Source organism: Luteolibacter sp. (assembly GCF_039920825.1).
GTDB lineage: Bacteria > Verrucomicrobiota > Verrucomicrobiia > Verrucomicrobiales > Akkermansiaceae > Luteolibacter.
Genome location: NZ_JBDSCX010000077.1, coordinates 146,113 through 167,079, shown reverse-complemented (window position 1 = coordinate 167,079; position 20,967 = coordinate 146,113). Strand labels below are relative to the sequence as shown.

Below are 20,967 nucleotides of genomic sequence, written 5' to 3'. Positions count from 1 at the left end.
GTGAAATCCGGCATATAAGCATTCTCATCCGGCCGCGATTCGCGCAGACTCCCGCCGCGACGACGCAAATTTCCCTTTTCCCCATCCAAATGCCCCCTCCTCAAAAAGGCTATAAAATCATCAATCACCACGATGTCCAATACCGCTGGATCATGCAGAACCGGCGCGGGACGAACGAGATTGTCATCGAGGCAAGCGCTCCGGTGAACGGCCAACCGCTGGTTGGCGAGCTGCCGAAGGTGGTGAGTTACGTCATGGTAACGGCGGCGATTGATTTCGGAAACGCGAACGGCTGGAAGCCGAATGACGCCGGTGCGCCCTTCCGCTGCAAATGGGAGCGCAAGGGATTCGTGATTCCTGAAGCGTGAATCCGACCGGAAACTCGCCGGGAAAATGGCTGTGGCCGCTGGGGTGTGCGTTGCTGTGCCTGGGCCTCGGAACCGCATCCGGTCTCTCGACCGTGGGTGGATCGGACACGTGGTATCAGGAACTCGCCAAGCCACCGGGCACGCCGCCGCCGTGGGTTTTCGGGCCCGTGTGGTCGGTGTTGTATTTGCTGATGGGGATGGCGTTGGGACGATTGGTTTTCCTGAAGGCATGGACTGCGGTTTGGGTTTTCGCGATGCAATTCACTTTGAACCTGATCTGGACTCCGGTGTTTTTCGGCGTGCATCGGATCGATGTGGCGCTGCTGGTCATCGCGGCACTCTGGTTCGGCTTGGTTTCGACGATCCAACTGGCTCGGAAATCCGACATCGTTGCGGCATGGATGCTGGTTCCTTACTGGCTTTGGGTCAGCTACGCCGCTTATCTCAACGCCGGATTTTTCTGGCTGAACGGAAGATAGTCGGACTTGCGGAGCGGAGTGGCAGGGCTTAGCTGTCGCGCATGGTTGGTTTGAAAACGATAGCCCTGCTCACCCTTTCCAATGTGTTCATGACCTTCGCCTGGTATGCCCATCTGCGCGATCTTCGCGATAAAACGTGGCTCGTCGCCGCGCTCATTTCCTGGGGCATCGCCTTTTTCGAATACATGATCCAGGTTCCGGCTAACAGGATTGGCTCGCAGGTGTTCAATCTCGGGCAGTTGAAAATCCTTCAGGAAATTATCACTCTAACGGTGTTCGTGCCGTTCGCGGTGTTTTTCATGAAGGAGAAAATCACCTGGAACTATCTTGGTGCGGGCGTCTGTCTCGCAGGTGCCGCGTTTTTCATTTTCCGGAAATAGCCCGATGGTCATCGCGTTTCACAAGCCGTATGGCGTGCTGTGCCAGTTCACCCCCGATCAACCGGGCCAGAAAACACTCGCGGATTTCGGATTTCCAGCGGGCGTCTATCCGGTCGGGCGGCTGGACATGGATTCCGAGGGGCTGCTCCTGCTCAGTGACGAACCCGGATTCAATAATCGCTTGCTAGATCCGAAAACCGCCCACCCGCGGACTTATCTGGCGCAGGTCGAAGGTGTCCCGACAGCTGACGCTGTTTCGCGACTCGCGCGTGGCGGCCTGGTGATTCAGGGCCATCGCACGCTGCCATGTTCCGCCAGATTGTTGGAAAACGAACCGGAAGCGGCTCCCCGCGATCCTCCGGTTAGATTTCGCCAGGCAATTCCGACTTCATGGCTGGAGTTGAAATTGGTCGAAGGGAAAAACCGCCAGGTGCGCCGGATGACGGCAGCCGTGGGATTTCCGACACTCCGCTTGATCCGTGTGGCCATCGGCAAGCTCGACGGCGCAGGGTTGGCGCAAGGTGCTTGGGAATCACTCGCATCCGGCGACATCGCACGGATCTGGCAAAAGTAGCCTAGAGCTTTTTTCCCTTCCCTCTGCCCCGATCACTGGGGGGCGACCGGGGCAGTTACACACACTATGCTGGGGGGAGCCCCACGTTCCGAGTCTCAGAAACAACGGGAGGGGGCTGGGGAAATTGATGACGGAATAAAAGCACGATTTCCGGACATAAACAACCCACGCGATCGCGTGGGTATCACCATTCGGAATGATTTTCCGGTTCGTGCTTCTCCGTGGTACCTAGCGAGCACTGCATGTAGAGTTCGCCCTCGGGGGGAATCGTGTCGACACCGAAGGCGACACCGAAATTGTAGGTGCCATTGCCGGGGCAGATCGGTGTGTTTTCCACAAATTTCCCCATTCCGATCACCTGGTTTTGCAGGTTGGTGGCATTGTCGCCGGGCGCGTAACCGTTGAGGTTGGAAAAACTGCGGACGCCCTTTTGCACGTTTTGAATGAGGACGATGCACATGGCGCGATCCGAACCGCGTTTCCAAGCCTTGGCCCCGAAGAACATGACGCTGATGAGTGTCAGCAGCACCAGAATCACCACGGTCATTTCCAGCAATGTCATGCCGGACTTTCCGTTACGTCCGGAGGGACGAACGGGGTTCGACATTGCTAAAGTTTCCTTGATGATCCGAGAGAGCATGACTTTACATTTGGTTCACGGCTAAGAAGGGTGAATAATTCGTGCAAAATCAATCGTATTTTCCGAAATCTAGTCCCATAAGCGGCCACAGAGCCCTATTTTGCGTGGATTTAGCCCATATGTCCGGAAACAGGACGTCGGTACTGGCTACTTCGAACCTTTTTCGGAACTTTGCGCCACTCCGGCCTGATGCTGTTTGAGAAGGTCCCGCAATGCCGTTTCCGCGGCTTCGGTGGTCGATTTTCCGAGGCGTACGAGCGCGTCATTGTTGAGGAAATCACGGCCGCGGTTGCCGGATGAAAACAGGTCGATCTCCACCAGGATGCGGGGGCCTTGTGCGGTCTTCACGACTGTGTAAAGCGGGTAAGTGGATTTGCCGTCGCGATCCATTTTTACTCCAGCCGCGGACCACGGCTTCGACTGATAGACGCCGGTGATCGGGGGCAATTCCGGTTTTCCGCGAGAGCCTGCGATTTCATATCCCAGATTCTGGAGGGTGGCGGCGCCACTGCGAGGGGAGTCCAGACAAGCGATCCGCGCGATCGCCGCATTCACGTCGCCGTGGCGGATGGCATCGAGCCAATCACCCACGCATTTCCGAGTCTCTTCTTCGGTAGATGCCTCGAGACCATCGACATCGGTCACGACCGGACAAGCGGATAGAACCTGCCGCTGCCAGTCATCCGGCAGATGCTTGGTTTCGGTTTCGACCCATGTCTTGAATCCGTCGCTGCTTTCCTTGGATGGCACGGGAGTCCAAAGCCAGCCATTGGGAGATTTCTCGAAATAGACGGGACGCGCATCCAGTTTGTCGGGATCCCGCGCGGCGAAGAACTGATAGATGCCGGCGGCGCGGGATTCGTCCGCCTTGAAAGAAAGAGGCATCACGAGATCGGCGGAACCGCCGCGGATGGTCCACCAGGTTTGTGCGGCCCTGGCACAGGCTTTGGCGGTGGTTTCAGGTGTGGTGTCGAGTTTTGAAATCGCAAGGAACGATTGGAAGCTTCCTTCCCGCAAGGCTGCAAGCCACGCTTGGGCGGCGAGCTCCGCGCTCGGCTGTGGTGTGGTTGGATGGGTTTTAGTCCAGCGGCCGGCGAAAAGGCTCTCCTTATCAGCAGCGGGGCTGTTAGCAGGATCCGTATCCGTGGCATTGCCAGCTCTCGGGTTCGCTTGGCCAGCCGGTGATTTTTCCTTCTCGTGAAGGTAGGAAGCCGGAGGATCGATGCGCCATAGCCCGTCGCTGGATTTCGAAAGGGGGAAATAAATCACTTCGATGCGCGCCGGAGAGCCGTCGATGCCGACGGGATCCAGGCATCCGATGGAAACCAAGCCGGTATCGCCGTCCGTTTCGTGATCGACCACGACCCGCGCGACATCCGGGCTCACCATCAGCCGCCACGGACGCGGTGCCGCGGCGCCTGCGGTGATGGCGTTTTCCGCGGACTTCAGCCGGGCGGACCAGTCGTCCGGAAGTTTGCCACTCAAGCCGCCGAGGACTCCTAGCAGGGAACCCAGGTCGCCGGTCTCACAGGCAGTTAGAAAACGGTTGCCGGTTTTTTCCACGTCGAATTTCCGCAGGTCCGTTTCGGATAAACTGGCTTCGATCTTGCCGCGCATTCGGCTGTTGGACTGGACTCGGAGTTTTTCCAAATCCACGACCTGTTCCCGGAGCATCCAGTTTTCCAACTGCTCGATGCGTTTCTGAAGGGCGATGGCGTATCCCGCGCCGGAGTTCTCAAATGATGCCGGAACCGGGGCCGCTTCCCAGCCGGTGTCGCGTTTGACCAATGCCACGGGAAACACCTGCAAGTGGCTGGGATCGAAATTTCCGACCTTGCGGATGAGGACGGCGGCGAAATCCTCGTCGAGTTTGATCGCGCCGACTTCCAGCGGATCGGTGCCCAGATCGCGGGCCATTTTTTCGAGGCGCTTGGCGATCTGGCGGCGCTTTTCCACCGCCGTTTGGGCGGAAAGGGCGGTGTCGCCACCCGGGTCGAGATTGAGTTTCCGGTCCCTCACTTTTTCGAGGAAATCGATGGCCACCTTGCCCGGATCACTCGGTGCGGCTTGTGCGGCCAGAGTTGCCGCGAGGAGGACGGAAAGGACTTTCACTGAGTGGATCATAACGGATTCCCGGTTTCGCGAAAGCGCTGATTTTGTCCGGCTGGCCGTGGATTTTGAAAATAATCCCGCTTCGATGTCACATTCCGGCCTGTGGAAATCAATAACTGGTGAAATCCGATGAAACCTTTAGCCATTGCCTATTCACCACCCGACATGGACCGTAGCCGATTTTCCGAACTGATCCATGATCACCACCAGCCGCTTCTCGCCTACGCCCGGGTGCTGGCGGGCCATCCCGAGCGGGCGCGCGAACTCGTCCAAGACGCATTCGTCGCCGCCTGGCAAACGATCGGCCGTTTCGATGTGACCCGCGACTTCGGTTCGTGGCTGCGTGGAATCGTCCGCAACAAATGGCGGGAGGACTGCCGCAAGCATCGCCGTGAGGTGGCGTTCGATGATCCGGAGTTGGTGAGGCTGGAAGAAGCCGTTCGCGCCTGGAGTGCTGGTGATGGCGAGTCCGGGCTGCTGGATCGGTTGGCAGATTGCCGGTCGAAATTACCCGAAGCGCTTTCGTCCGCCGTCCAGGCTTACTACGACGAAGACCGCGATGGTGACGGGGCCGCGACCTCGCTCGGCATCCCTCCCGCGACATTCCGCAAACGCCTCGAACGCGCCCGCTCGGCGCTCCGCCAGTGCCTTGAATCCAACCCTTGAATCCTAACATTTTTATCGCCATGAAATCCGAATTTACAAACTCGCCAGAAGACCGCCTGCTCGATGAACTGCTCCGCGAGCAGGCCCATGGACCCGACGAGGCGTTTCTCCAACAGATCGAAAACGCCGTCGATGACGGAGCGCCGCTCGCGGCAAAGCGTCCGGCAGCACGACACTACGGCCGCTTTGCCATCGCGGCAGGCCTCGCGCTGACAGCGGGAGGTTTCGTCTGGTCTTCGTTGCAGAACCGGCACCCGCGAGCGACTGTTAGCGCGACTGATCGAAAGAACGCCGAAAAGGAGAAGTCCGCGCTGGAGTTAGAAAAACTCAACACGGCCATCCACTATCAGGAGGACAAGGTCGAGGAACGCCGGAAGGTGTTGGCGACCATCGCCGCGGCGCCGGCTAGCGGCGAAAACGTGGAACTCCTCCCGTCTCTTATCGGGAAGCTGATGTATGTGAAGGATGAGAGCCGCGCTTGGGTGCTTCGCCCGGGCTTTGGCGCGGACGGCGGATTTCCCATCACATATGAGGACTCCTCCCGCCAGACGAACAAAAGGGCCCCGGCGGAGTTGATCGGTCCCGGTGACAGCTTCTTCCTCACGGGACCGATGGCCAACCGCTTTAAGCTCCTCGGTTCGGAAGTCCGCCGGGAAATAAGCAAAGCGACGAAGAGCGAGCGGGATGTCACGATCGTCCGCATCGAGGATCAGTGGCCCAACAAGAAGGGGACAGTCTATGAATTCCCGTCCCCGCTGAATGACCAGCGCAAAAACGAGTTCCTGCAATATGACCGGACCGCGGTGTTCTCGCTCGGAGCAACCGGCGTGGAGGGAAAGGAATTTAAAGTGGAGGAAAACACGGCTTTCTCCCTTCCGCCAGGCGGCGAGAAGAAGGATTATTTATTGAAATCGATCACCCCGACAGGCGTTATCGTTGAAATTGTCGATGGCGGCAAAATGGTGGAGATCAGGAAGGGGGCGATGCCCGCTGATGGGGCTCTTTCGGCCATGGCTGAGAATTCGGCTGGCAGCCCTCGGGGTCATATCCCCGAAGAAGCGATCATGCGCGGGCTCGATGCACAGGACTATGTTGATGCAAAAAGGGACTTTGAAACCGATCAGCAGCTGTTGCAGGGGATGAAGCTGAAGCAGGCTGAACTTGCTGCGAGATCCGGATACGTCGACGGAGCGAATTCGGCGAAATTGGAGCGGTCGGAGATCGTTGCCGGTGGATTGAACAAGAAAACGGTCGCGAGCAGCAGAGTGGACGCACTCCCACCCGTGCTTGGAATGACCGTAGATTCCAAACCAGCGCTGCCAGAGCCGGAGTCATTGCCAGAAATCGCGCGACTCGACGATATGGGAGCAGGTAGTGGTTTAGGAGGATCAGGGATAGGTAAAGGATTCGGAGCTGGAATGGCCGCCGGAAGATCCGGAACAGGTGAAGGCAGTGTTCCTAAAAAGGCACCGTTAGGCTCGTATTCCCGTCTCTGGAATGATTCTCCATTCGATACCAGACCAGCACCTGAAGCACTTGCTGGAAACGATGCCATGGACAAGAACCGGACAGCAGGATTGGCGAGGCTCGAAAGGGAAAACAGAAGATTCCCTGCCGAGGATCGATTTTCAGCTCCCGAACAAACCTCCGGCGACAACTACGGCACCTTCATCGACCAACCATGGAAGACCTCGGAGAAAGATCCGCTTTCGACCTTCTCCATCGATGTCGATACCGCGTCCTACTCTAACGTCCGCCGGATGATCCAAGAGGGCCGGGAAATTCCCAAGGATGCCGTGCGCATCGAGGAGTTCATCAACGCCTTCAAGTATCACTATCAGGCACCGAAAGGAGATGCGCCCTTTGCTGTGGGTGCCGCTCTGGCGGTTTGCCCGTGGGCTCCGACCCACCAACTCGCCCGCATTTCCATCAAGGGCCGTGAAATCGATGCTGGCAATCGTCCGGCCTCCAATCTGGTGTTTCTCGTGGATGTTTCCGGATCGATGCAGAGTCCCGACAAGCTGCCACTGCTCAAGCAATCGATGGAAACCATGGTCAGCCAGCTCGATGAACGCGACCGGGTCGCCATCGTTGTCTATGCGGGATCCGAAGGTGTCGCTTTGCCCTCGACCCGCGTGGATGAAGAGGGGCGGGCGAAGGTGCTGACAGCATTGTCGAAACTCGAAGCCGGTGGTTCCACCAACGGCGGCGCGGGCATCAAGCGCGCTTATGAACTCGCCATGGAGCAGAAAATCGAAGGCGGCGTGAACCGCGTGATCCTTGCCACCGACGGGGATTTCAACGTCGGTGTCACCGGGAAGCCGCTGGTGGAAATGGTCAAGGAGCGCGCGAAAGGCGGGGTCTATCTAACGGTCGCTGGCTTCGGCTCGGGAAATCTCAACGACGAGATGATGGACGCCATCACCCATGATGGAAACGGCAACTATTTCTACATCGATTCCGAGGCCGAGGGCCGCAAGGTGTTCCTTCAGGATCTATCAGGCACGCTGGTGACCATCGCGAAAGACTTGAAAATCCAGGTCGAGTTCAATCCCGCGAAGGTCGGCGGCTATCGCCTGATCGGCTATGCCAACCGCGTCCTCCGCAACGAGGATTTCAACAACGACAAGGTCGATGCGGGAGACATCGGCGCGGGCCACACGGTCACCGCGTTCTACGAACTGACACCGCCGGGGGCGTCGAGCACCGATGATTTGAAATACCAAGCTGCAGAAAAGCCAGCCACCACCAACGAATGGCTGACGGTGAAATTGCGCTACAAGCACCCTGACGGCAACGAAAGCAGCAAGATCGAGTTTCCTCTGGCAGGAGACCCTCTGTCACTGGAAAGGACGGACAGCGATTTCCAATTCGCCGCCGCAGTCGCATTGTCAGGCATGAAGCTTCGCGGCAATGACGAGGCGAAGGAGGTGAGTTGGGATCAGGTGATCACTCTCGCGAAATCCGGCCTCGCCGACGATGCGAGGGAAGACCGCACGGAGTTTGTAGGACTGGTGGAAAAGCTCGGGCACATCACCCCGTCCGTTTCCAAGAAAGATCCCGTCAGGAATGCGGATGAGAACATGGAGGTGGACGGCCCGAACGTCCGCGTCATCCGTCATCAAGATGGTTCCCGCTCCGTCTTTGTCCGCTCTCCGGATAAGAGGAGTCTCGTTAGAAAGACCTACTCGGCGAATGGCAGCCTAGCGATGGTCACGGTTTACAAAATGGACGATGCCGGAAATCCCCTGGACACCAGGATCTCCGACGCACGGGGAGAGGAAATTTTCAGGGTCAGCTACGGGTATCACAAGGAGACTGGCCGACTGGTGGAGGAACTGATGTTCGACTCGCGGGTCAAAAGAGTCAGTCCCGATACCGGCAGGGAAATGCCTGTGCAAAAAGTCGTCTATTTCTACGATGCGGATGGCAAGCGCAGCGCTCCGGTCGTCTATAACTATCCGCCGGGCAAAACCATTGAAGAGCTCCTTGCTACCCTTGAAGGGTTTCTGGGGTTGAAGTCAACCGAGCTGGATCGCAACCCATTCGACGTGACGGACGGCAATGGACGGGAAGGGAACTTGGGAGGAAATCCCCGCATCGTTCCCGCACCTGCGGAAGTCGTTCCTGGCAATCGCTGAACGGTTACTCCTCGACAGGCAGGAATTCCGGAAGACTGCCTTCCGCTCCTGCCAGTCTGGGATTCGCCTCCCACGCTTCCCGGTCTCCGGTGATTCTCCTGCCCATCCGCATGAGGTCGCCGGGGGCTGATTCGTTGGGGAAAATTTCCCGCAGATGATCGCCGTCGTGTTTCGTGTCGATCAGCCAGGAAATCGCCAGCCGGCTGTCCACCGCGTCCTTCCTGCTGCCCCAGGTCCGTGTCTCGCAGAACCGCAGATCGCCGAGCCACGCACCTTTTATGTTAGGTCGGGCGATCCACCAGTTGTCGGTGACCGAGGTCAGCGTTTTGGTTTCCCGCAGATCGGCCACCTTGGCGAGCGCGTCAGCTCCCTTCGGATAGATGGTCCATCGAACGGGTGTGTCGTGCCGTTCGAAAATCGTCCGATAGCCGACCCATAGTTCGACGTCCCGGTCCACTACCGATCGCCACAGCAGGAAATTGAACGGGGTGGGGGATTCCATCCGGCGGCTGAATTTCGTACCGCGCCGGGCGAGGTCCGCATCGAAGCCGGATGATGCGATGAATTTCATCCCGCATGCCAGCAGCGCGTAACCGGCGGCGAGTCCCAGCCCCCAATAGCAGATCTTCTTCCGCTTCGACACGGGCGCTATTTTCTTCCCGCGGGTTTTCTTCGGCTTCTGCTCATTGATGAATACGAGCCACACCGCGGTGACGAGCAGGGGAGCTGTAAACAAAAAATCGATTCGATAGAGAAAATCGAAAGTCACCCGCTTGCTTAGGAGCGGCCACAACAGCGCGGAGCCTTCCGTGGAAAAACAATCGACCAGCACGTGCGCCGACCACACCGCGAACACGAACAACCCGGCCTCGCCCTTGCTGATTTTTTCCCGCTTCCAGAGTTTTGCCAGCCCGTGCGCGATTCCCCAGGATCCCAGCGCCATCAGCGGCAGCGAATGCGCCAGCGCGCGGCGGCAGGCCAACTCCCGCGCCGTGTCCAGCACCGGCGAAAAAAACAGCTCCAGCAGCTCCGGCATCACGCCGAACAGCGCCCCCCAAGCCAGCGCCAGCTTTCCCAGCCGCTTGCCCATCATTAGTTCTCCGATCAATGCGCCCAGCGCCGCCTGCGTAATCCAATCCACGTCGCGACGATGGAGGAAAATTTCCGTTCGCAAATCCGAAAGTTTGAGGGTTACCACGGCTGCAAGGCGTCATTCTTTGAAAAACGGTGCGATGCCCCAAATTTCCGCCCTACCGGCGAATGCAAAAAGCATGCTGATGGGGCGATCTGCATGAGCTGGCTCCGGTTAAATCGCGGAAAATCACGCGACTGCGTTAGGAACGGGCGGTGCTGGGAAGGTGTTAGCAACTTACCACCCGAACCCATGAACGGAAAAACATCCAACTGCTTCCGAACTTGCAGCCGCCTTTTGGCGGACGAGTTACAGTTGATCCGCACTTACACGGAAGCGGTCCAGCGATTTACAGGATCTCCTTACCAAGTCTTGATCGCGACGATTCTTGCAAACCATGAGAAAAGCGCTGCTGAGCTGGGTGCTTATGTGGATTACAGCGGCAAGGCATTTACCGACCTGATTCCGCCTTCGCCTCAAAAATTGCCATCGATTGGCAATTTGGTGGATCTTCCGGCGCTTGAGACGCTTGTCGAGGGCGAGAAGCTGGCCTTGGTCGCGTCTCAAAAAGCTCTGAGTGACGCCGGGATGACCGACGAAATTCGCGCATACATCGTGGAAAATCTGATTCCTCGACTTCAGGACCATGTCGTGGTGCTCGAAATGATTACCCCGATGCGAAGTGATCTGCAGCAAAATGTAAATAAGGGTTGGCTGGAGGCATTGTACCGCCATTAAGCAGAGGATCCGGGAGCGAAATTCTCGCCCGGCTGCGGAAAAATCTCCGAGTCTTGACGCCGCCCCCCGAACGGCAAGATGCTCCGCCCGCGATGAATGATACCAAACGCCCGTTTTCCAGTCTGATGCTTGATGGCCCCGACCGCGCGCCCAGCCGCGCGATGCTTTATGCCACCGGTTTCCAAAAAGAAGATTTCTCCAAGCCCCACATCGGCATTGCCTCCACTTGGAGCGAGGTCACGCCGTGCAACATTCACATCGACAAGCTCGCCATCGAGTCGTCCAAAGGCGCGGATGCCGCCGGCGGAAAAGGCGTGATTTTCAACACCATCACCATCTCGGACGGCATTTCCATGGGCACCGAGGGGATGAAATATTCGCTCGTTTCCCGCGAGGTCATCGCTGACTCCATCGAGACGGTGGTCGGTTGCGAAGGCATGGACGGCTTCGTCGCGATTGGCGGCTGTGACAAAAACATGCCCGGCTGCGTCATGGCGATGGCCCGCATGAATCGGCCATCCGTGTTCGTTTACGGCGGCACGATCCTGCCCGGTTGCGCGAAAATCAAAGGCGAGGAAAAGGACCTCGACGTGGTTTCCGTGTTCGAAGCCGTCGGCAAGCACGCGAACGGCGAATATTCCGATGAGGAACTGGAAACCGTCGAAAAGTGCGCCATCCCCGGTCCCGGTTCCTGCGGCGGCATGTACACCGCGAACACCATGGCCTGCGCGATCGAGGCGCTCGGCATGTCGCTTCCCAACAGCTCCTCGCAGGCGGCGATTTCTGATGACAAGATGCGCGACTGCTTCGACGCCGGAGCCGCCGTGCTCAACCTGATCAACCTCGGCTTGAAGCCGCGGGACATCATGACGAAGAAAGCTTTTGAAAACGCCATCACTGTGCTGATCGCACTCGGCGGCTCGACGAATGCCTGCCTTCACCTCCCGGCGATGGCCCACGCGGCGGGAGTGGATTTGCACATCGATGACTTCGAGCGCATCGGCAAAAACGTTCCCGTGCTCGCCGACCTCAAGCCTTCCGGAAAGTTCGCCATGGCCCACTTGGTGAATATCGGTGGCGCGCTCCCACTGATGAAAATGCTGCTGGATGCCGGCCTGCTTCACGGTGATTGCATGACCGTGACCGGCCGCACCATGCGCGAGAATTTGGAAAAATTCGCGAAGCCCTATCCGGAAGGTCAGGAGATCGTCCGCCCGGTGAACAATCCGCTCAAGAAGGACAGCCACCTCCGCATCCTCTACGGAAATCTAGCAGAAGGCGGTGCCGTCGCGAAAATTTCCGGCAAGGAAGGCGAACTTTTCCAAGGCAAGGCCCGCGTTTACAACTCCGAGGACGACGCCATGAAAGCCATTCTCGCCAAGCAAATCAACAAGGGCGACGTCATCGTCATCCGCTTGGAAGGACCGAAGGGCGGACCGGGTATGCGTGAAATGTTAGGGCCCACCAGCGCCATCATGGGACTCGGCCTCGGCAAGGATGTCGCGCTCATCACCGACGGACGTTTCTCCGGCGGCAGCCACGGATTCGTGGTCGGCCACATCACTCCGGAAGCATTCCTCGGCGGCACCATCGGCATTCTCGAGGAAGGCGATGAAATCGTCATCGACGCCGTGAACAACCGCATCGATGTGAAGATCTCCGACGAGGAAATCGCCAAGCGCAAGGCCGCCTGGGTCCAGCCCGCCCCGCGCTACACCCGCGGCGTTCTTGCAAAATACGCTAAGCTCGTCTCCACCGCCAGCGAAGGTGCGGTGACGGACAAGTATCTGTGAGGAGCAGGGACCTTACTGTCCCTTCTTCTCTTCCAACTCCTGCTAACGAAGAAACGACAATAAGGTCGTTACTCCTTATCGGGAGCTCCAGCCTCCAACATCCAAAACCATCACCGCTTCCGAATTCAACTCGACGCTGGAATCCTATCGTTCATTCGAGTTGAAAGTCGGAAAGCTGATGCAAGGAGTGTGCGGGCCGTTCTGCGGAGTTTGTAAAACACCCTGCTGCCGCGTGGACATCTGTCGGGAAGCCTTTGAGAGCCCGTTCCTGCTAGCCGTGCACGGTGAAAAGCAGACGTTCGATAAAAAATCCGGTTACCTCGGCTGCACCGGTTGCAAGCTCACCACCGGCCGGCCGCCGCTTTGCCACGCTTTTGTCTGTGACCTCATCGTTAGAAATCAACCGAGCGACGACCACCGCTACGCCCTCGACTGTCTTGGCGATCTGGTAGGATTCATTCAATCCAAAGTCTGGCAGAAACGCCAGCTCATCGAAGCCATGACCGAAGCCGATCTGCTCAAGTCGGACAAAGCCATCTACGACGCGCGCCTGGCCACCGCCGAAGCCGCCTTCACCGTTCTGGATGCATTTTTCACCCGGCACAGTCCGCTGGGCTTCCGGGAACTGGGGATTCTGAGTCGCATCAGGAAACCCTAGACGCAGCGGATTTTCATTAGAACGTCCAAGCGCACCCCACGGTGAATCCGAAGGCGTCGATGCCGGGGTTCGGGTCAGTGAGGCCGAGGTTGGAGTGGTGGATGAAGTAGGGGCCGGCTAACAGCGAGACGTTTTCCGTGATTTTCTGACGGATGCCGAGCTGGGTAAACCAGTTGAAGGTGAAATCCTGGCCGAGTCCCTGGTCGCCGCCGGAGCTGTTGGTCCAGCCGAAGCCGCCGCCGATCGAGAAATAGACGGAGGTTTTCTGAGAGGGAAACCAGTATTCGACGGAAGGCGCTCCGGCGAGGCCGATGTAGGTGTCCTCCGGGCCGTGGGTGATCGCCTCGAACAACGCGGAGAAACGGTTCCTAACGACAATTTTCGCGCCCGCCTCGTCCTCCCACAGTGTCCACACCACCGGGGAGCGGAGGGTGAGCTGGGTAGGGATGATTTCGTAATCGATGTCGGTGTTGTTGCCGACATTCCAGAGATAGCCGCTTTCCAGGGTGAGTTCCCAAGTGTCCGATGCGTGGCGGGCGGGCTCGCCGGCCAGAGCAGGAATCGTCAGCAGGCAGAGCAAGGAAAGGATCTTCATGGGCTAGGATTAGTGGGGTGGCAGTAGCCGGTCGAGAACGATTCAATACTCCTCTTCCTCGTCGCCGGGAACGGGCGGGATGATGTCCTCGCGCATCAACAGGCGGCTGAGATCGAGATCGTCCAGCAGATCTTCCGGCGTGTCGCGGACGATGGCGGCGTAGGGCGTGATGCGGTCCAACTCGGCGATGGCGCAGTGGACCATCGAGGAAATGATGTCGCTGTCGTATTTTTCCCGTTCGAACAAATTGGTGATGCGGAAAACGAGGAACTCCCGATCCAGATCATACTCGAAGCCGCCGAGTGTGAGTTGCTTGTTGGCGCGGGCCAGCAGTTCGAGGACGGGATGCAGATGCGCTTCGTCGAGCGGCATCGGAGATTCGGAAACCACGGTCAACGCGTTCAACTGTGGATAAGCCTGTGCGATCATGTCGATGCGCGTGTGGTGGGCGTCGAAGCCAGCACGGAGGACATCGCGGCCCTCGACGAGTTCGCAGTGCCAGCCGTTTTGGCCAAAAGTTTCTTCCACCGTGAGGATTTGTCGGGAATGGGTGCGCATGTGATTTTAGCCGTTCGCGGCGGGCGGAGATACGCGCCCGATGACGGCTTTGGCAAGCAAGGTCCGCCGGTCGGCGCGAATCGGAGTCAGCGAAAGGTGAATGCCCGAGGTTTTTTCCGCATCGTGATGGAGGGTGAGGCGGGTGGTTTTTTCATCCACTTCGGCGTGGTCGATCTCCTGCCAGAGGATGAGCCGCATTCCGTCGGCAGGCTTGAAAAATGGGAAAATCTCAATGCCAAGCGGCGTCAGGATCAAATAGGCGTGTCGGGTCAGTTTAATGGCCGCGTGCGCCATGAACGCGGCGAAGGAGAAGGGCAGCAAGGTCCAGAGCTGTGCAAGCTGCGGACCGAAATCCCGGTAAACAGCGGTCGCAAGCATCGTAATCCCCACCGCGGTGAGCACGGCGGACGCAATCCAAAACAGGCTCGCTTGTCCGGAACGGGTGAATCGCAGCTCTTTTTCCGGGGATTGAATCTTGCCTGCCATCGTTCTAGTCCGAAGCGGTGTCTTGATCGGGGTTGGAATCGATCCGACGGGCCATGAGAATCATTTTGGGGCTCGTGTAAAACCCGATCTTCGAATAAAATGACTCCGAAATATGACCCTTGGCGGTCAAAAGGTAAATCCGTTTGGTGTTTCGTTCGCGAAGTTCTTCAGTCAGAAAATCCATGAGTTGGGTTCCAAGACCCTGCCTCTGGTGGTCGTGGCGGATGCACATTTCCTTCAAATAAAAATGTGTTCCCTCATGCCAGGGCTCCGAGAACCCGAGTGCGAATCCCCTGATGCCAGGACCATCGATCACAACACCGAGTGACTGGGGCGTTCTGATGATCTGGTCGAGCCTCAGATAGACTGTATGGCGATCCCACTCCTCATTCCAAGGCGGTTGAGAAAAAGTGGATACGAACAGGTCAACGCATGAGTCGATGTCGGAACCCGTGAATCTGCGCAGCATGAGGATTTTTTAGCGGACTGTTGTTCTCATTCCGTCATCGCGACGACGGCACTCTCTGCTGCGGTCAGCTCGTTCTCGAAATTCACGATGTCAAATCCCCGGCTTTCAAGAGCTTCCGGACTCTCGACAGACCCGATCATTGCAACGATTCGCTCCAGCCCGAAGAGCGAGGCTCCGCCTTTGCAGCGATGGAGATCGTCGCGAAGTTGCTTGAAATTTCCGGCTTCGATGAGGGCCAACCAGCCGGTCATCTGGCGGCGGGTGTCATTGAAAAAGTCAAAAGCCAACTGACGCAGACCGGGCAGATCGCCGTGGGCCATCTTGAGAAAATTCGCCGTATTCATGGGTTCGAGATCACGATTCACAGCCCTCAGTTTAAGCCGGTTTGAGCACGTTTTTTGAAGGCAATAATCGCGTAATGTTCAAAAGCGCAGTTGATCACGACTTTAAGTCGCGGATCTCACATTCCAAGTCACTTGCGAGATCCGTACGGCCAGTCGCACGGGCCAATTTCAGCCGCAATTCCAGCGTTTCAGGCTGCCGCAATTCTTCTTGGCTCAGCGTGCCAATCCACTCGGCTGCCGCCGGGTAGTCACCGATGAAATACGCTCCCTCCGCTTGGGCGAAAGCGGATGGCTCCTCCGCGTCCAACGGCTTTTCCCGGTAGATTGCCCATTTCGCCTGCTCGGGTAAATTTTTCGGCAGATCGGGACCGGAGACTTGTTCCAGATAAACGAACTCATCGCCTTCCTTGTGTCGCCGCCAGATATTCACGAAGAGGACAATCATCAGGCCGACAGCGACGAATGATCCTTCCAGGAAAAAAGGCGTGCTCATGACGCCGACCATCGTTCCAACCCATTCACCCAGAAGGCCGGGGAGATACCGCCAACCCAGCAGCAGCCCGCTGATCGACACCGCAAGAAGGATCAAAATCCCTGCTCCGATGGCGACTTGCCTTACCCGCTCGTCATGCGCCCGCTCCATTTGTGAGAGGAATCTACAGCGAACCGCCGGGAAACCCAATCCCCTAAATCTATAAATGTATTTCATAAAACTTGATTATTTTTAAAATTTAAGCACCTTGGGTGGGTCGTGTCTTGGGTTTTGAAAATAAAAGGCCTGTTGTTCGGAATGCTCGTCGCATCGCCGGCGGTCGGACTGTGGGTACTCCATAGGACGCCTGTGAAAGAGGCGCGGCCTGAGATTCATACGATTTCCTTTGGTGGCGCGGTTCCGCTGCCCGCGACGGTTTCCCGGATCCCGGTGGAGGTGATTTCAAAAGGCAGCGCTCCGGAGGTGATTTATGTCGATGTCGCCAATCAGGCGGTGCCTGAGCCCGGAGTGGTCTCGCTGGTGGGATTCGCCGCGCTGCTGCTGGTGCTTCATCGGAAACGGACATGAGTGGCGATCCCTGCTGCTATTTCATCGCGCATCGATCATTCCACTTGGCTCCAAGCCTCCCGCTCCTTAAACCGCGCCATGCGGCTTTTTGACACGCTTTCCCGGACCGAACGCGACCTGCGACCCATCGACGGCTCGACCTATCGGTTCTATTGCTGCGGCCCGACGGTTTACGGTCCGGCGCACATTGGGAATTTCCGCACTTTCGTGCTTCAAGATGTATTTCGGCGCACTTTGGAAACCGGAGGGTTCCGCACGCTTCATGTCAGGAACATCACCGACGTGGACGATAAGACCATCCGGGATTCCCAAAAGGCGGGGAAGTCGCTCACCGAGTTCACCGCCGGCTGGACTGCGAAATTCCACGCGGACTGCGAGAAGCTCGGCCTGCTGCCGCCACACATCGAGCCCGGTGCCGTCGAGCACATCCCGCAGCAGATCGCGATGATCGAAAAGTTGGTGGAAAAGGGCAACGCCTACGCGTCCGAAGATGGCTCGGTATACTTCAAGATCTCCTCGTTTCCCGGTTACGGCCGTCTTTCCCGCTTGGACCAGCGCGAGCTGGACATCGGGAAAACCCAGAACGCGCGGTCCAACTCCGACGAGTATGAAAAGGACAGTCTATCGGATTTCGTCCTTTGGAAAAGCCGTCGGCCGGACGATGGTGACAACTTCTGGCAGTCGCCTTGGGGCGAGGGGAGGCCGGGCTGGCATTTGGAATGCTCGGCGATGATTCAGGAGTATCTGGGCAATTCCTTCGATCTCCATTCCGGCGGCATCGATCTTGTTTTCCCCCACCACGAAAATGAAATCGCGCAGAGCGAATGCGCGTGCGGCGGCCACTTCGCCGAACACTGGTTCCACATCACCCACTTGTTGGTCGATGGGGGAAAAATGTCCAAGTCTCTCGGCAATCTCTACACGCTGGATGACCTCGCGTTGAAAGGCCACACCGCCATGGAAGTCCGCTACGTCCTGATCGGGGCGCACTACCGCAAGCAGCTGAATTTCACACTCGACTCTCTAACCGGAGCGCGCGAGGCGCTCGCGAAGCTGGCGAAAGGCGCGCGTCACCTCGCAGCGAATGCCGATCCGGATGCCCGTCTAACATCGGCGGATTTCGGCCCCTTTCAGGCGGCGTGGGACAGTCTTGCCAATGATCTCAACACCCCCTGCGCCCTCGGCGGACTTTTCACCGGACTCCGTGATGCCTCTGCTCTAACCGGTGTTGAGGCCGCTGCCGCGCTTGCTGGTTTCAACCGCGTCCTGCGTGCGCTCGGACTCACGTTGCCGGAAGAGGCCGTTCATGATTCCAGTGCCATTCCCGAGTCGATCCAAGCCATCGCCGAAGCCCGCTGGCAGGCGCGTCTCGCCAAAAACTGGGCGGAATCCGACACGCTTCGTGCCCGGCTCGCCGAGGAAGGCTGGCTCGTGAAAGATGGGAAAGAAAGCTACAGCCTTGAGCCGCTGCCTGCGGCTTGACGATCGTTTCATTGCCGCAATGCCGACCCGTTTGAGGGGGCGTCGGGTTTTCCATTGATCTGGTCGATTTCAGGCGCTAGGTACTCTCGGAAACCCATGATTGAAAACCTCTTAGTTCTCGGTGCCGGAAGCGCCGGCCTGATCGCCGCCATTTCCATCAAGCGCAAGATTCCCCAGCTCAATGTCCGCGTCGTGCGCAGTCCGTCGATCGGGGTGATCGGAGTCGGTGAAAGCACGACCCCGAATTTTCCGCGGCACATCTTCGAATACCTTGGCATCCCGCGGAAGCGCTTTTACGAACTCGCCCAGCCAACGTGGAAACTCGGCATCAAGTTCCTCTGGGGCAGCCGCGGCCGCTTCGACTATACGTTTGATCTCCAGATGGACACGCATTGGTCGGACCTTCCGAAACCGACAGGCTTCTATTGCGACGATGATTTCGACAATGCCAGCTTGCCCGGTGCGCTGATGCATCAGGAAATGGCCTTTCCCCGCCAGTCTAACGGCGCGCCGGACATTCACCCGTGGCATGCCTTCCACATCGAAAACAAGAAGTTCGTCGAGGTCCTCGAAATCGTCGCCCGCGAGCACGGCGTCGAGTTCACCGACGGCAAGGTCACCGGCAGCGAGCGCGGTCCGAAAGGGATCTCCGCCATTCATCTCGAAGACGGGCAGCGGCTCGAAGCGGATTTCTTCATCGACGCCAGCGGCTTCCGCAGCGAGCTCATCGGCAAGGCGTTGGAGGAGCCGTTCATCAGTTTCAACAAATCCCTATTTTGCGACCGTGCGGTCATCGGTGGTTGGGAGCGCACCGACGAGCTGATCCAGCCTTACACCACCGCCGAGACCATGGACTCCGGCTGGGCATGGCAGATCGACCACGAGCAACTCATCAACCGCGGCTATGTTTATTGTTCGCAGGCGATCTCGGACGATGCCGCCGCAGATGAGTTCTATCGAAAAAATCCGAAGATCAAGGATGCCCCGCAGATCGTGAAATTCAAATCCGGCTGTTATGAACGACAGTGGGTGGAAAACGTCGTCGCCCTTGGAAATTCCGGTGGCTTCGTCGAGCCGTTGGAATCCACCGCGCTGATGATCCTCTGCTCGCACACCCAGACACTCATCAATTTTCTCCTTCATAACAGCCTGGAGCCTACGCCGACCATGCGAGATCTCTACAATGATCTGACCTTGAATGGCTGGAAGGACATTCGCGATTTTCTGGCCATCCACTACAAGTTCAACGGCATGCTCGACACGCCGTTCTGGAAGCAGGCCCGCGAAGAGACCGACGTTTCCGGCGTCGCGGAACTGATCGAATTCTATCAGGAAAACGGGCCCACCGGTTTTTGTCGCTACCGGCTTCCCAACACGCAGACCGATTTCGGACTGGAGGGTTTTCTCGTCATGTTCGTCGGTAATCAGGTGCCGTATGAAAATCGTCACAAGGCGACGCCCGGAGAGTTGGAAATCTGGAAGCAACACAAACAGAAATTTATTCAACAGGCGAAAAACGGCATCCGTTGCGAGGAGGCGCTGGCCTACGTCAAACATCCCGGATGGCAGTGGAACTCCGACGGCTGAGAAGCGCTGAATGTTTCGTTAAGGGAAAAGTTTTCACAACCTGAACCTTCTTGGCGGGATACTGATGGAAAGCCGATGTTTCCGCAGGCAACCGCGAGACTTCGTTGACTGATGGTTTTTCGTCATCTCTCACGGAACCAACAGCTTGTAAGATTGAGGGTGTTGCATTTCGAGCGACATCGTGCCGTGCATCAGGGGGCATGCTTCCGCAATTTGATAGAACCGCGCGAAGTGCATTGACATGATAGATCCGAATCTTCATTTACAAAGGGTCAACTACCCCCATGAGAAGGCATCATTTAATCCTGTTGTTTGCGCTGCACTGCGCTCCTCTTCACGCCGCCGAAATCGATTCGAAGTCAGCGGAGATCACCAAGAACGCCTCGGCTTTTGTCGAGGCCTTCCATAAGGGCGACGCGAAGGCGGTCGCCGCATTCTGGACGCCGGATGGTGACTATTGCGACGACACCGGGCGGGAATTGAAGGGGCGGGCGGAAATCGAAGCATCCTTTGCGGAACTTTTCGCCGCGAACAAAGGCATGAAACTGCGAATCGATATCCAGTCGATCCGGTTTCCGAGCGAGGACGTCGCCATTGAGGATGGCTCATCGGTGGTGATTCCGCCGGATGGTTTCGCACCCTCTCGGGCCCGCTATACCAACGTCCACGTGAAGAAAGACGGTCAGTGGCTGCTCGCAAGCGTGCGCGAGTCCGCCGATCCCGGCCCTAGCAATTTCGAACATCTCAGCGATCTGGAATGGACCATCGGCGAATGGGTTGACGAAGCGCCGTCCGTGGAGATGGGGCACGTTAGCTTCACTTGGGCACCGGGCCGGAATTTCATCATCTCGACCCGTTCGGCGGATTTCAAGGATGACATCCAGCTTCAATCGACCCAGTGGATCGGCTGGAATGCAGCGGACAAACAAATCCGTTCCACGAGTTTCCAAGCGGATGGCGGCACTGGCCAGAGCACTTGGACGAAAGATGGTGATCTATGGATCATCAAGACGGAATCCATTCTCGCGGACGGAGGCAAGGTCAGCTCTACTAACATCGTTACCCCGGTGGACGCCGATTCGATCACCTGGCAATCCAAGGACCAAACAGTGAACGGCAAGTCCATTCCGGACACCGTCGTCGTGAAAATGAAACGCGCGGAATAGTCGGAACGCTGCCACATAACATTTAACCGGAATCAATCA

Annotated in this window: 21 protein-coding genes; 13 read left to right on the top strand and 8 right to left on the bottom strand. The window is 57.7% G+C overall.

Going from position 1 to position 20,967, the window contains the following annotated elements:
- Positions 1-89 precede the first annotated feature (89 nt).
- The 4 genes from ABIQ96_RS22085 to ABIQ96_RS22070 are packed head-to-tail and all read left to right on the top strand — an operon-like array spanning position 90 to position 1,801.
- A complete protein-coding gene (locus ABIQ96_RS22085; RefSeq protein WP_348216812.1) occupies positions 90-368 on the top strand; it encodes a hypothetical protein in 279 nt (92 codons plus the stop codon).
- Positions 365-847 carry a TspO/MBR family protein gene (locus ABIQ96_RS22080; RefSeq protein WP_348216811.1) on the top strand — a complete coding sequence of 161 codons (483 nt, stop codon included), beginning with the start codon at positions 365-367 and terminating at the stop codon, positions 845-847. The genes ABIQ96_RS22085 and ABIQ96_RS22080 overlap by 4 nt, the downstream gene beginning before the upstream one ends.
- Before the next feature lie 41 nt (positions 848-888).
- The gene (locus tag ABIQ96_RS22075) at positions 889-1,227 is read left to right on the top strand and encodes a DMT family protein (RefSeq protein WP_348216810.1); all 339 of its coding nucleotides are present in this window, start codon (positions 889-891) and stop codon (positions 1,225-1,227) included.
- Positions 1,228-1,231: 4 nt separating this feature from the next.
- Complete coding sequence (locus ABIQ96_RS22070) at positions 1,232-1,801, top strand: pseudouridine synthase (protein ID WP_348216809.1); 570 nt, start codon at positions 1,232-1,234, stop codon at positions 1,799-1,801.
- A 184-nt stretch (positions 1,802-1,985) separates the two neighbouring features.
- Here the strand turns inward: ABIQ96_RS22070 and ABIQ96_RS22065 are convergent, their stop codons facing one another.
- Together ABIQ96_RS22065 and ABIQ96_RS22060 are read right to left on the bottom strand one after the other, a co-directional pair.
- A complete protein-coding gene (locus ABIQ96_RS22065) occupies positions 1,986-2,408 on the bottom strand; it encodes a type II secretion system protein (RefSeq protein ID WP_348216808.1) in 423 nt (140 codons plus the stop codon).
- Between the two features lie 180 nt (positions 2,409-2,588).
- The gene (locus ABIQ96_RS22060; RefSeq protein ID WP_348216807.1) at positions 2,589-4,553 is read right to left on the bottom strand and encodes a hypothetical protein; all 1,965 of its coding nucleotides are present in this window, start codon (positions 4,551-4,553) and stop codon (positions 2,589-2,591) included.
- 129 nt (positions 4,554-4,682) lie between these two features.
- Between ABIQ96_RS22060 and ABIQ96_RS22055 the strand changes: the two genes are divergently transcribed.
- The gene (locus ABIQ96_RS22055) at positions 4,683-5,219 is read left to right on the top strand and encodes an RNA polymerase sigma factor (protein WP_348216806.1); all 537 of its coding nucleotides are present in this window, start codon (positions 4,683-4,685) and stop codon (positions 5,217-5,219) included.
- A gap of 20 nt (positions 5,220-5,239) precedes the next feature.
- Positions 5,240-8,860 carry an Amuc_1099 family pilus-like system protein gene (locus ABIQ96_RS22050; RefSeq protein ID WP_348216805.1) on the top strand — a complete coding sequence of 1,207 codons (3,621 nt, stop codon included), beginning with the start codon at positions 5,240-5,242 and terminating at the stop codon, positions 8,858-8,860.
- A gap of 4 nt (positions 8,861-8,864) precedes the next feature.
- On the opposite strand, the gene ABIQ96_RS22045 is transcribed toward ABIQ96_RS22050, so the two are convergent.
- Positions 8,865-10,058 carry a metal-dependent hydrolase gene (locus ABIQ96_RS22045; RefSeq protein WP_348216804.1) on the bottom strand — a complete coding sequence of 398 codons (1,194 nt, stop codon included), beginning with the start codon at positions 10,056-10,058 and terminating at the stop codon, positions 8,865-8,867.
- A gap of 186 nt (positions 10,059-10,244) precedes the next feature.
- Between ABIQ96_RS22045 and ABIQ96_RS22040 the strand changes: the two genes are divergently transcribed.
- From ABIQ96_RS22040 to ABIQ96_RS22030, 3 genes are all read left to right on the top strand, one after another.
- Complete coding sequence (locus tag ABIQ96_RS22040; RefSeq protein ID WP_348216803.1) at positions 10,245-10,730, top strand: hypothetical protein; 486 nt, start codon at positions 10,245-10,247, stop codon at positions 10,728-10,730.
- Between the two features lie 92 nt (positions 10,731-10,822).
- On the top strand, positions 10,823-12,523 hold the full coding sequence (gene ilvD, locus ABIQ96_RS22035) for a dihydroxy-acid dehydratase (RefSeq protein ID WP_348216802.1): 1,701 nt from the start codon (positions 10,823-10,825) through the stop codon (positions 12,521-12,523).
- A 232-nt stretch (positions 12,524-12,755) separates the two neighbouring features.
- Positions 12,756-13,181: a hypothetical protein gene (locus tag ABIQ96_RS22030; protein WP_348216801.1), complete on the top strand. Its 426-nt coding sequence runs from the start codon at positions 12,756-12,758 to the stop codon at positions 13,179-13,181.
- Positions 13,182-13,197: 16 nt separating this feature from the next.
- On the opposite strand, the gene ABIQ96_RS22025 is transcribed toward ABIQ96_RS22030, so the two are convergent.
- The 5 genes from ABIQ96_RS22025 to ABIQ96_RS22005 form a co-directional block, all read right to left on the bottom strand.
- Positions 13,198-13,776 carry an acyloxyacyl hydrolase gene (locus ABIQ96_RS22025; protein ID WP_348216800.1) on the bottom strand — a complete coding sequence of 193 codons (579 nt, stop codon included), beginning with the start codon at positions 13,774-13,776 and terminating at the stop codon, positions 13,198-13,200.
- 42 nt (positions 13,777-13,818) lie between these two features.
- Complete coding sequence (locus ABIQ96_RS22020) at positions 13,819-14,334, bottom strand: YbjN domain-containing protein (RefSeq protein ID WP_348216799.1); 516 nt, start codon at positions 14,332-14,334, stop codon at positions 13,819-13,821.
- Positions 14,335-14,340: 6 nt separating this feature from the next.
- Positions 14,341-14,820, bottom strand: a complete 480-nt coding sequence (locus tag ABIQ96_RS22015; RefSeq protein WP_348216798.1) for a hypothetical protein — start codon at positions 14,818-14,820, stop codon at positions 14,341-14,343.
- A 495-nt stretch (positions 14,821-15,315) separates the two neighbouring features.
- On the bottom strand, positions 15,316-15,633 hold the full coding sequence (locus ABIQ96_RS22010) for an Hpt domain-containing protein (protein WP_348216797.1): 318 nt from the start codon (positions 15,631-15,633) through the stop codon (positions 15,316-15,318).
- A 94-nt stretch (positions 15,634-15,727) separates the two neighbouring features.
- The gene (locus tag ABIQ96_RS22005) at positions 15,728-16,276 is read right to left on the bottom strand and encodes a hypothetical protein (protein WP_348216796.1); all 549 of its coding nucleotides are present in this window, start codon (positions 16,274-16,276) and stop codon (positions 15,728-15,730) included.
- A gap of 147 nt (positions 16,277-16,423) precedes the next feature.
- On the opposite strand from ABIQ96_RS22005, the gene ABIQ96_RS22000 reads away from it, so the two are divergent.
- The 4 genes from ABIQ96_RS22000 to ABIQ96_RS21985 all read left to right on the top strand — a co-directional run bounded on the left by ABIQ96_RS22000 (position 16,424) and on the right by ABIQ96_RS21985 (position 20,928).
- Entirely contained in the window at positions 16,424-16,693 is a 270-nt protein-coding gene (locus tag ABIQ96_RS22000) for a PEP-CTERM sorting domain-containing protein (protein WP_348216795.1), read from the top strand.
- A gap of 78 nt (positions 16,694-16,771) precedes the next feature.
- A complete protein-coding gene (gene cysS, locus ABIQ96_RS21995; RefSeq protein WP_348216794.1) occupies positions 16,772-18,175 on the top strand; it encodes a cysteine--tRNA ligase in 1,404 nt (467 codons plus the stop codon).
- A gap of 96 nt (positions 18,176-18,271) precedes the next feature.
- Positions 18,272-19,762, top strand: a complete 1,491-nt coding sequence (locus ABIQ96_RS21990; protein WP_348216793.1) for a tryptophan 7-halogenase — start codon at positions 18,272-18,274, stop codon at positions 19,760-19,762.
- Between the two features lie 284 nt (positions 19,763-20,046).
- The gene (locus ABIQ96_RS21985) at positions 20,047-20,928 is read left to right on the top strand and encodes an SgcJ/EcaC family oxidoreductase (RefSeq protein ID WP_348216792.1); all 882 of its coding nucleotides are present in this window, start codon (positions 20,047-20,049) and stop codon (positions 20,926-20,928) included.
- The last annotated feature ends 39 nt before the right edge of the window (positions 20,929-20,967 follow it).

Bases quoted from the DNA above. Each gene is read 5' to 3' on its own strand.
- cysS (WP_348216794.1), top strand. From the start codon at position 16,772: ATGCGGCTTTTTGACACGCTTTCCCGGACCGAACGCGACCTGCGACCC.
- ilvD (WP_348216802.1), top strand. From the start codon at position 10,823: ATGAATGATACCAAACGCCCGTTTTCCAGTCTGATGCTTGATGGCCCC.
- ABIQ96_RS22055 (WP_348216806.1), top strand. From the start codon at position 4,683: ATGAAACCTTTAGCCATTGCCTATTCACCACCCGACATGGACCGTAGC.
- ABIQ96_RS22010 (WP_348216797.1), bottom strand. From the start codon at position 15,633: ATGAATACGGCGAATTTTCTCAAGATGGCCCACGGCGATCTGCCCGGT.
- ABIQ96_RS22075 (WP_348216810.1), top strand. From the start codon at position 889: ATGGTTGGTTTGAAAACGATAGCCCTGCTCACCCTTTCCAATGTGTTC.
- ABIQ96_RS22000 (WP_348216795.1), top strand. From the start codon at position 16,424: ATGCTCGTCGCATCGCCGGCGGTCGGACTGTGGGTACTCCATAGGACG.
- ABIQ96_RS22020 (WP_348216799.1), bottom strand. From the start codon at position 14,334: ATGCGCACCCATTCCCGACAAATCCTCACGGTGGAAGAAACTTTTGGC.
- ABIQ96_RS22065 (WP_348216808.1), bottom strand. From the start codon at position 2,408: ATGTCGAACCCCGTTCGTCCCTCCGGACGTAACGGAAAGTCCGGCATG.
- ABIQ96_RS21990 (WP_348216793.1), top strand. From the start codon at position 18,272: ATGATTGAAAACCTCTTAGTTCTCGGTGCCGGAAGCGCCGGCCTGATC.
- ABIQ96_RS22025 (WP_348216800.1), bottom strand. From the start codon at position 13,776: ATGAAGATCCTTTCCTTGCTCTGCCTGCTGACGATTCCTGCTCTGGCC.
- ABIQ96_RS22050 (WP_348216805.1), top strand. From the start codon at position 5,240: ATGAAATCCGAATTTACAAACTCGCCAGAAGACCGCCTGCTCGATGAA.
- ABIQ96_RS22015 (WP_348216798.1), bottom strand. From the start codon at position 14,820: ATGGCAGGCAAGATTCAATCCCCGGAAAAAGAGCTGCGATTCACCCGT.
- ABIQ96_RS22085 (WP_348216812.1), top strand. From the start codon at position 90: ATGCCCCCTCCTCAAAAAGGCTATAAAATCATCAATCACCACGATGTC.
- ABIQ96_RS22070 (WP_348216809.1), top strand. From the start codon at position 1,232: ATGGTCATCGCGTTTCACAAGCCGTATGGCGTGCTGTGCCAGTTCACC.
- ABIQ96_RS22040 (WP_348216803.1), top strand. From the start codon at position 10,245: ATGAACGGAAAAACATCCAACTGCTTCCGAACTTGCAGCCGCCTTTTG.
- ABIQ96_RS21985 (WP_348216792.1), top strand. From the start codon at position 20,047: ATGAGAAGGCATCATTTAATCCTGTTGTTTGCGCTGCACTGCGCTCCT.
- ABIQ96_RS22005 (WP_348216796.1), bottom strand. From the start codon at position 16,276: ATGGAGCGGGCGCATGACGAGCGGGTAAGGCAAGTCGCCATCGGAGCA.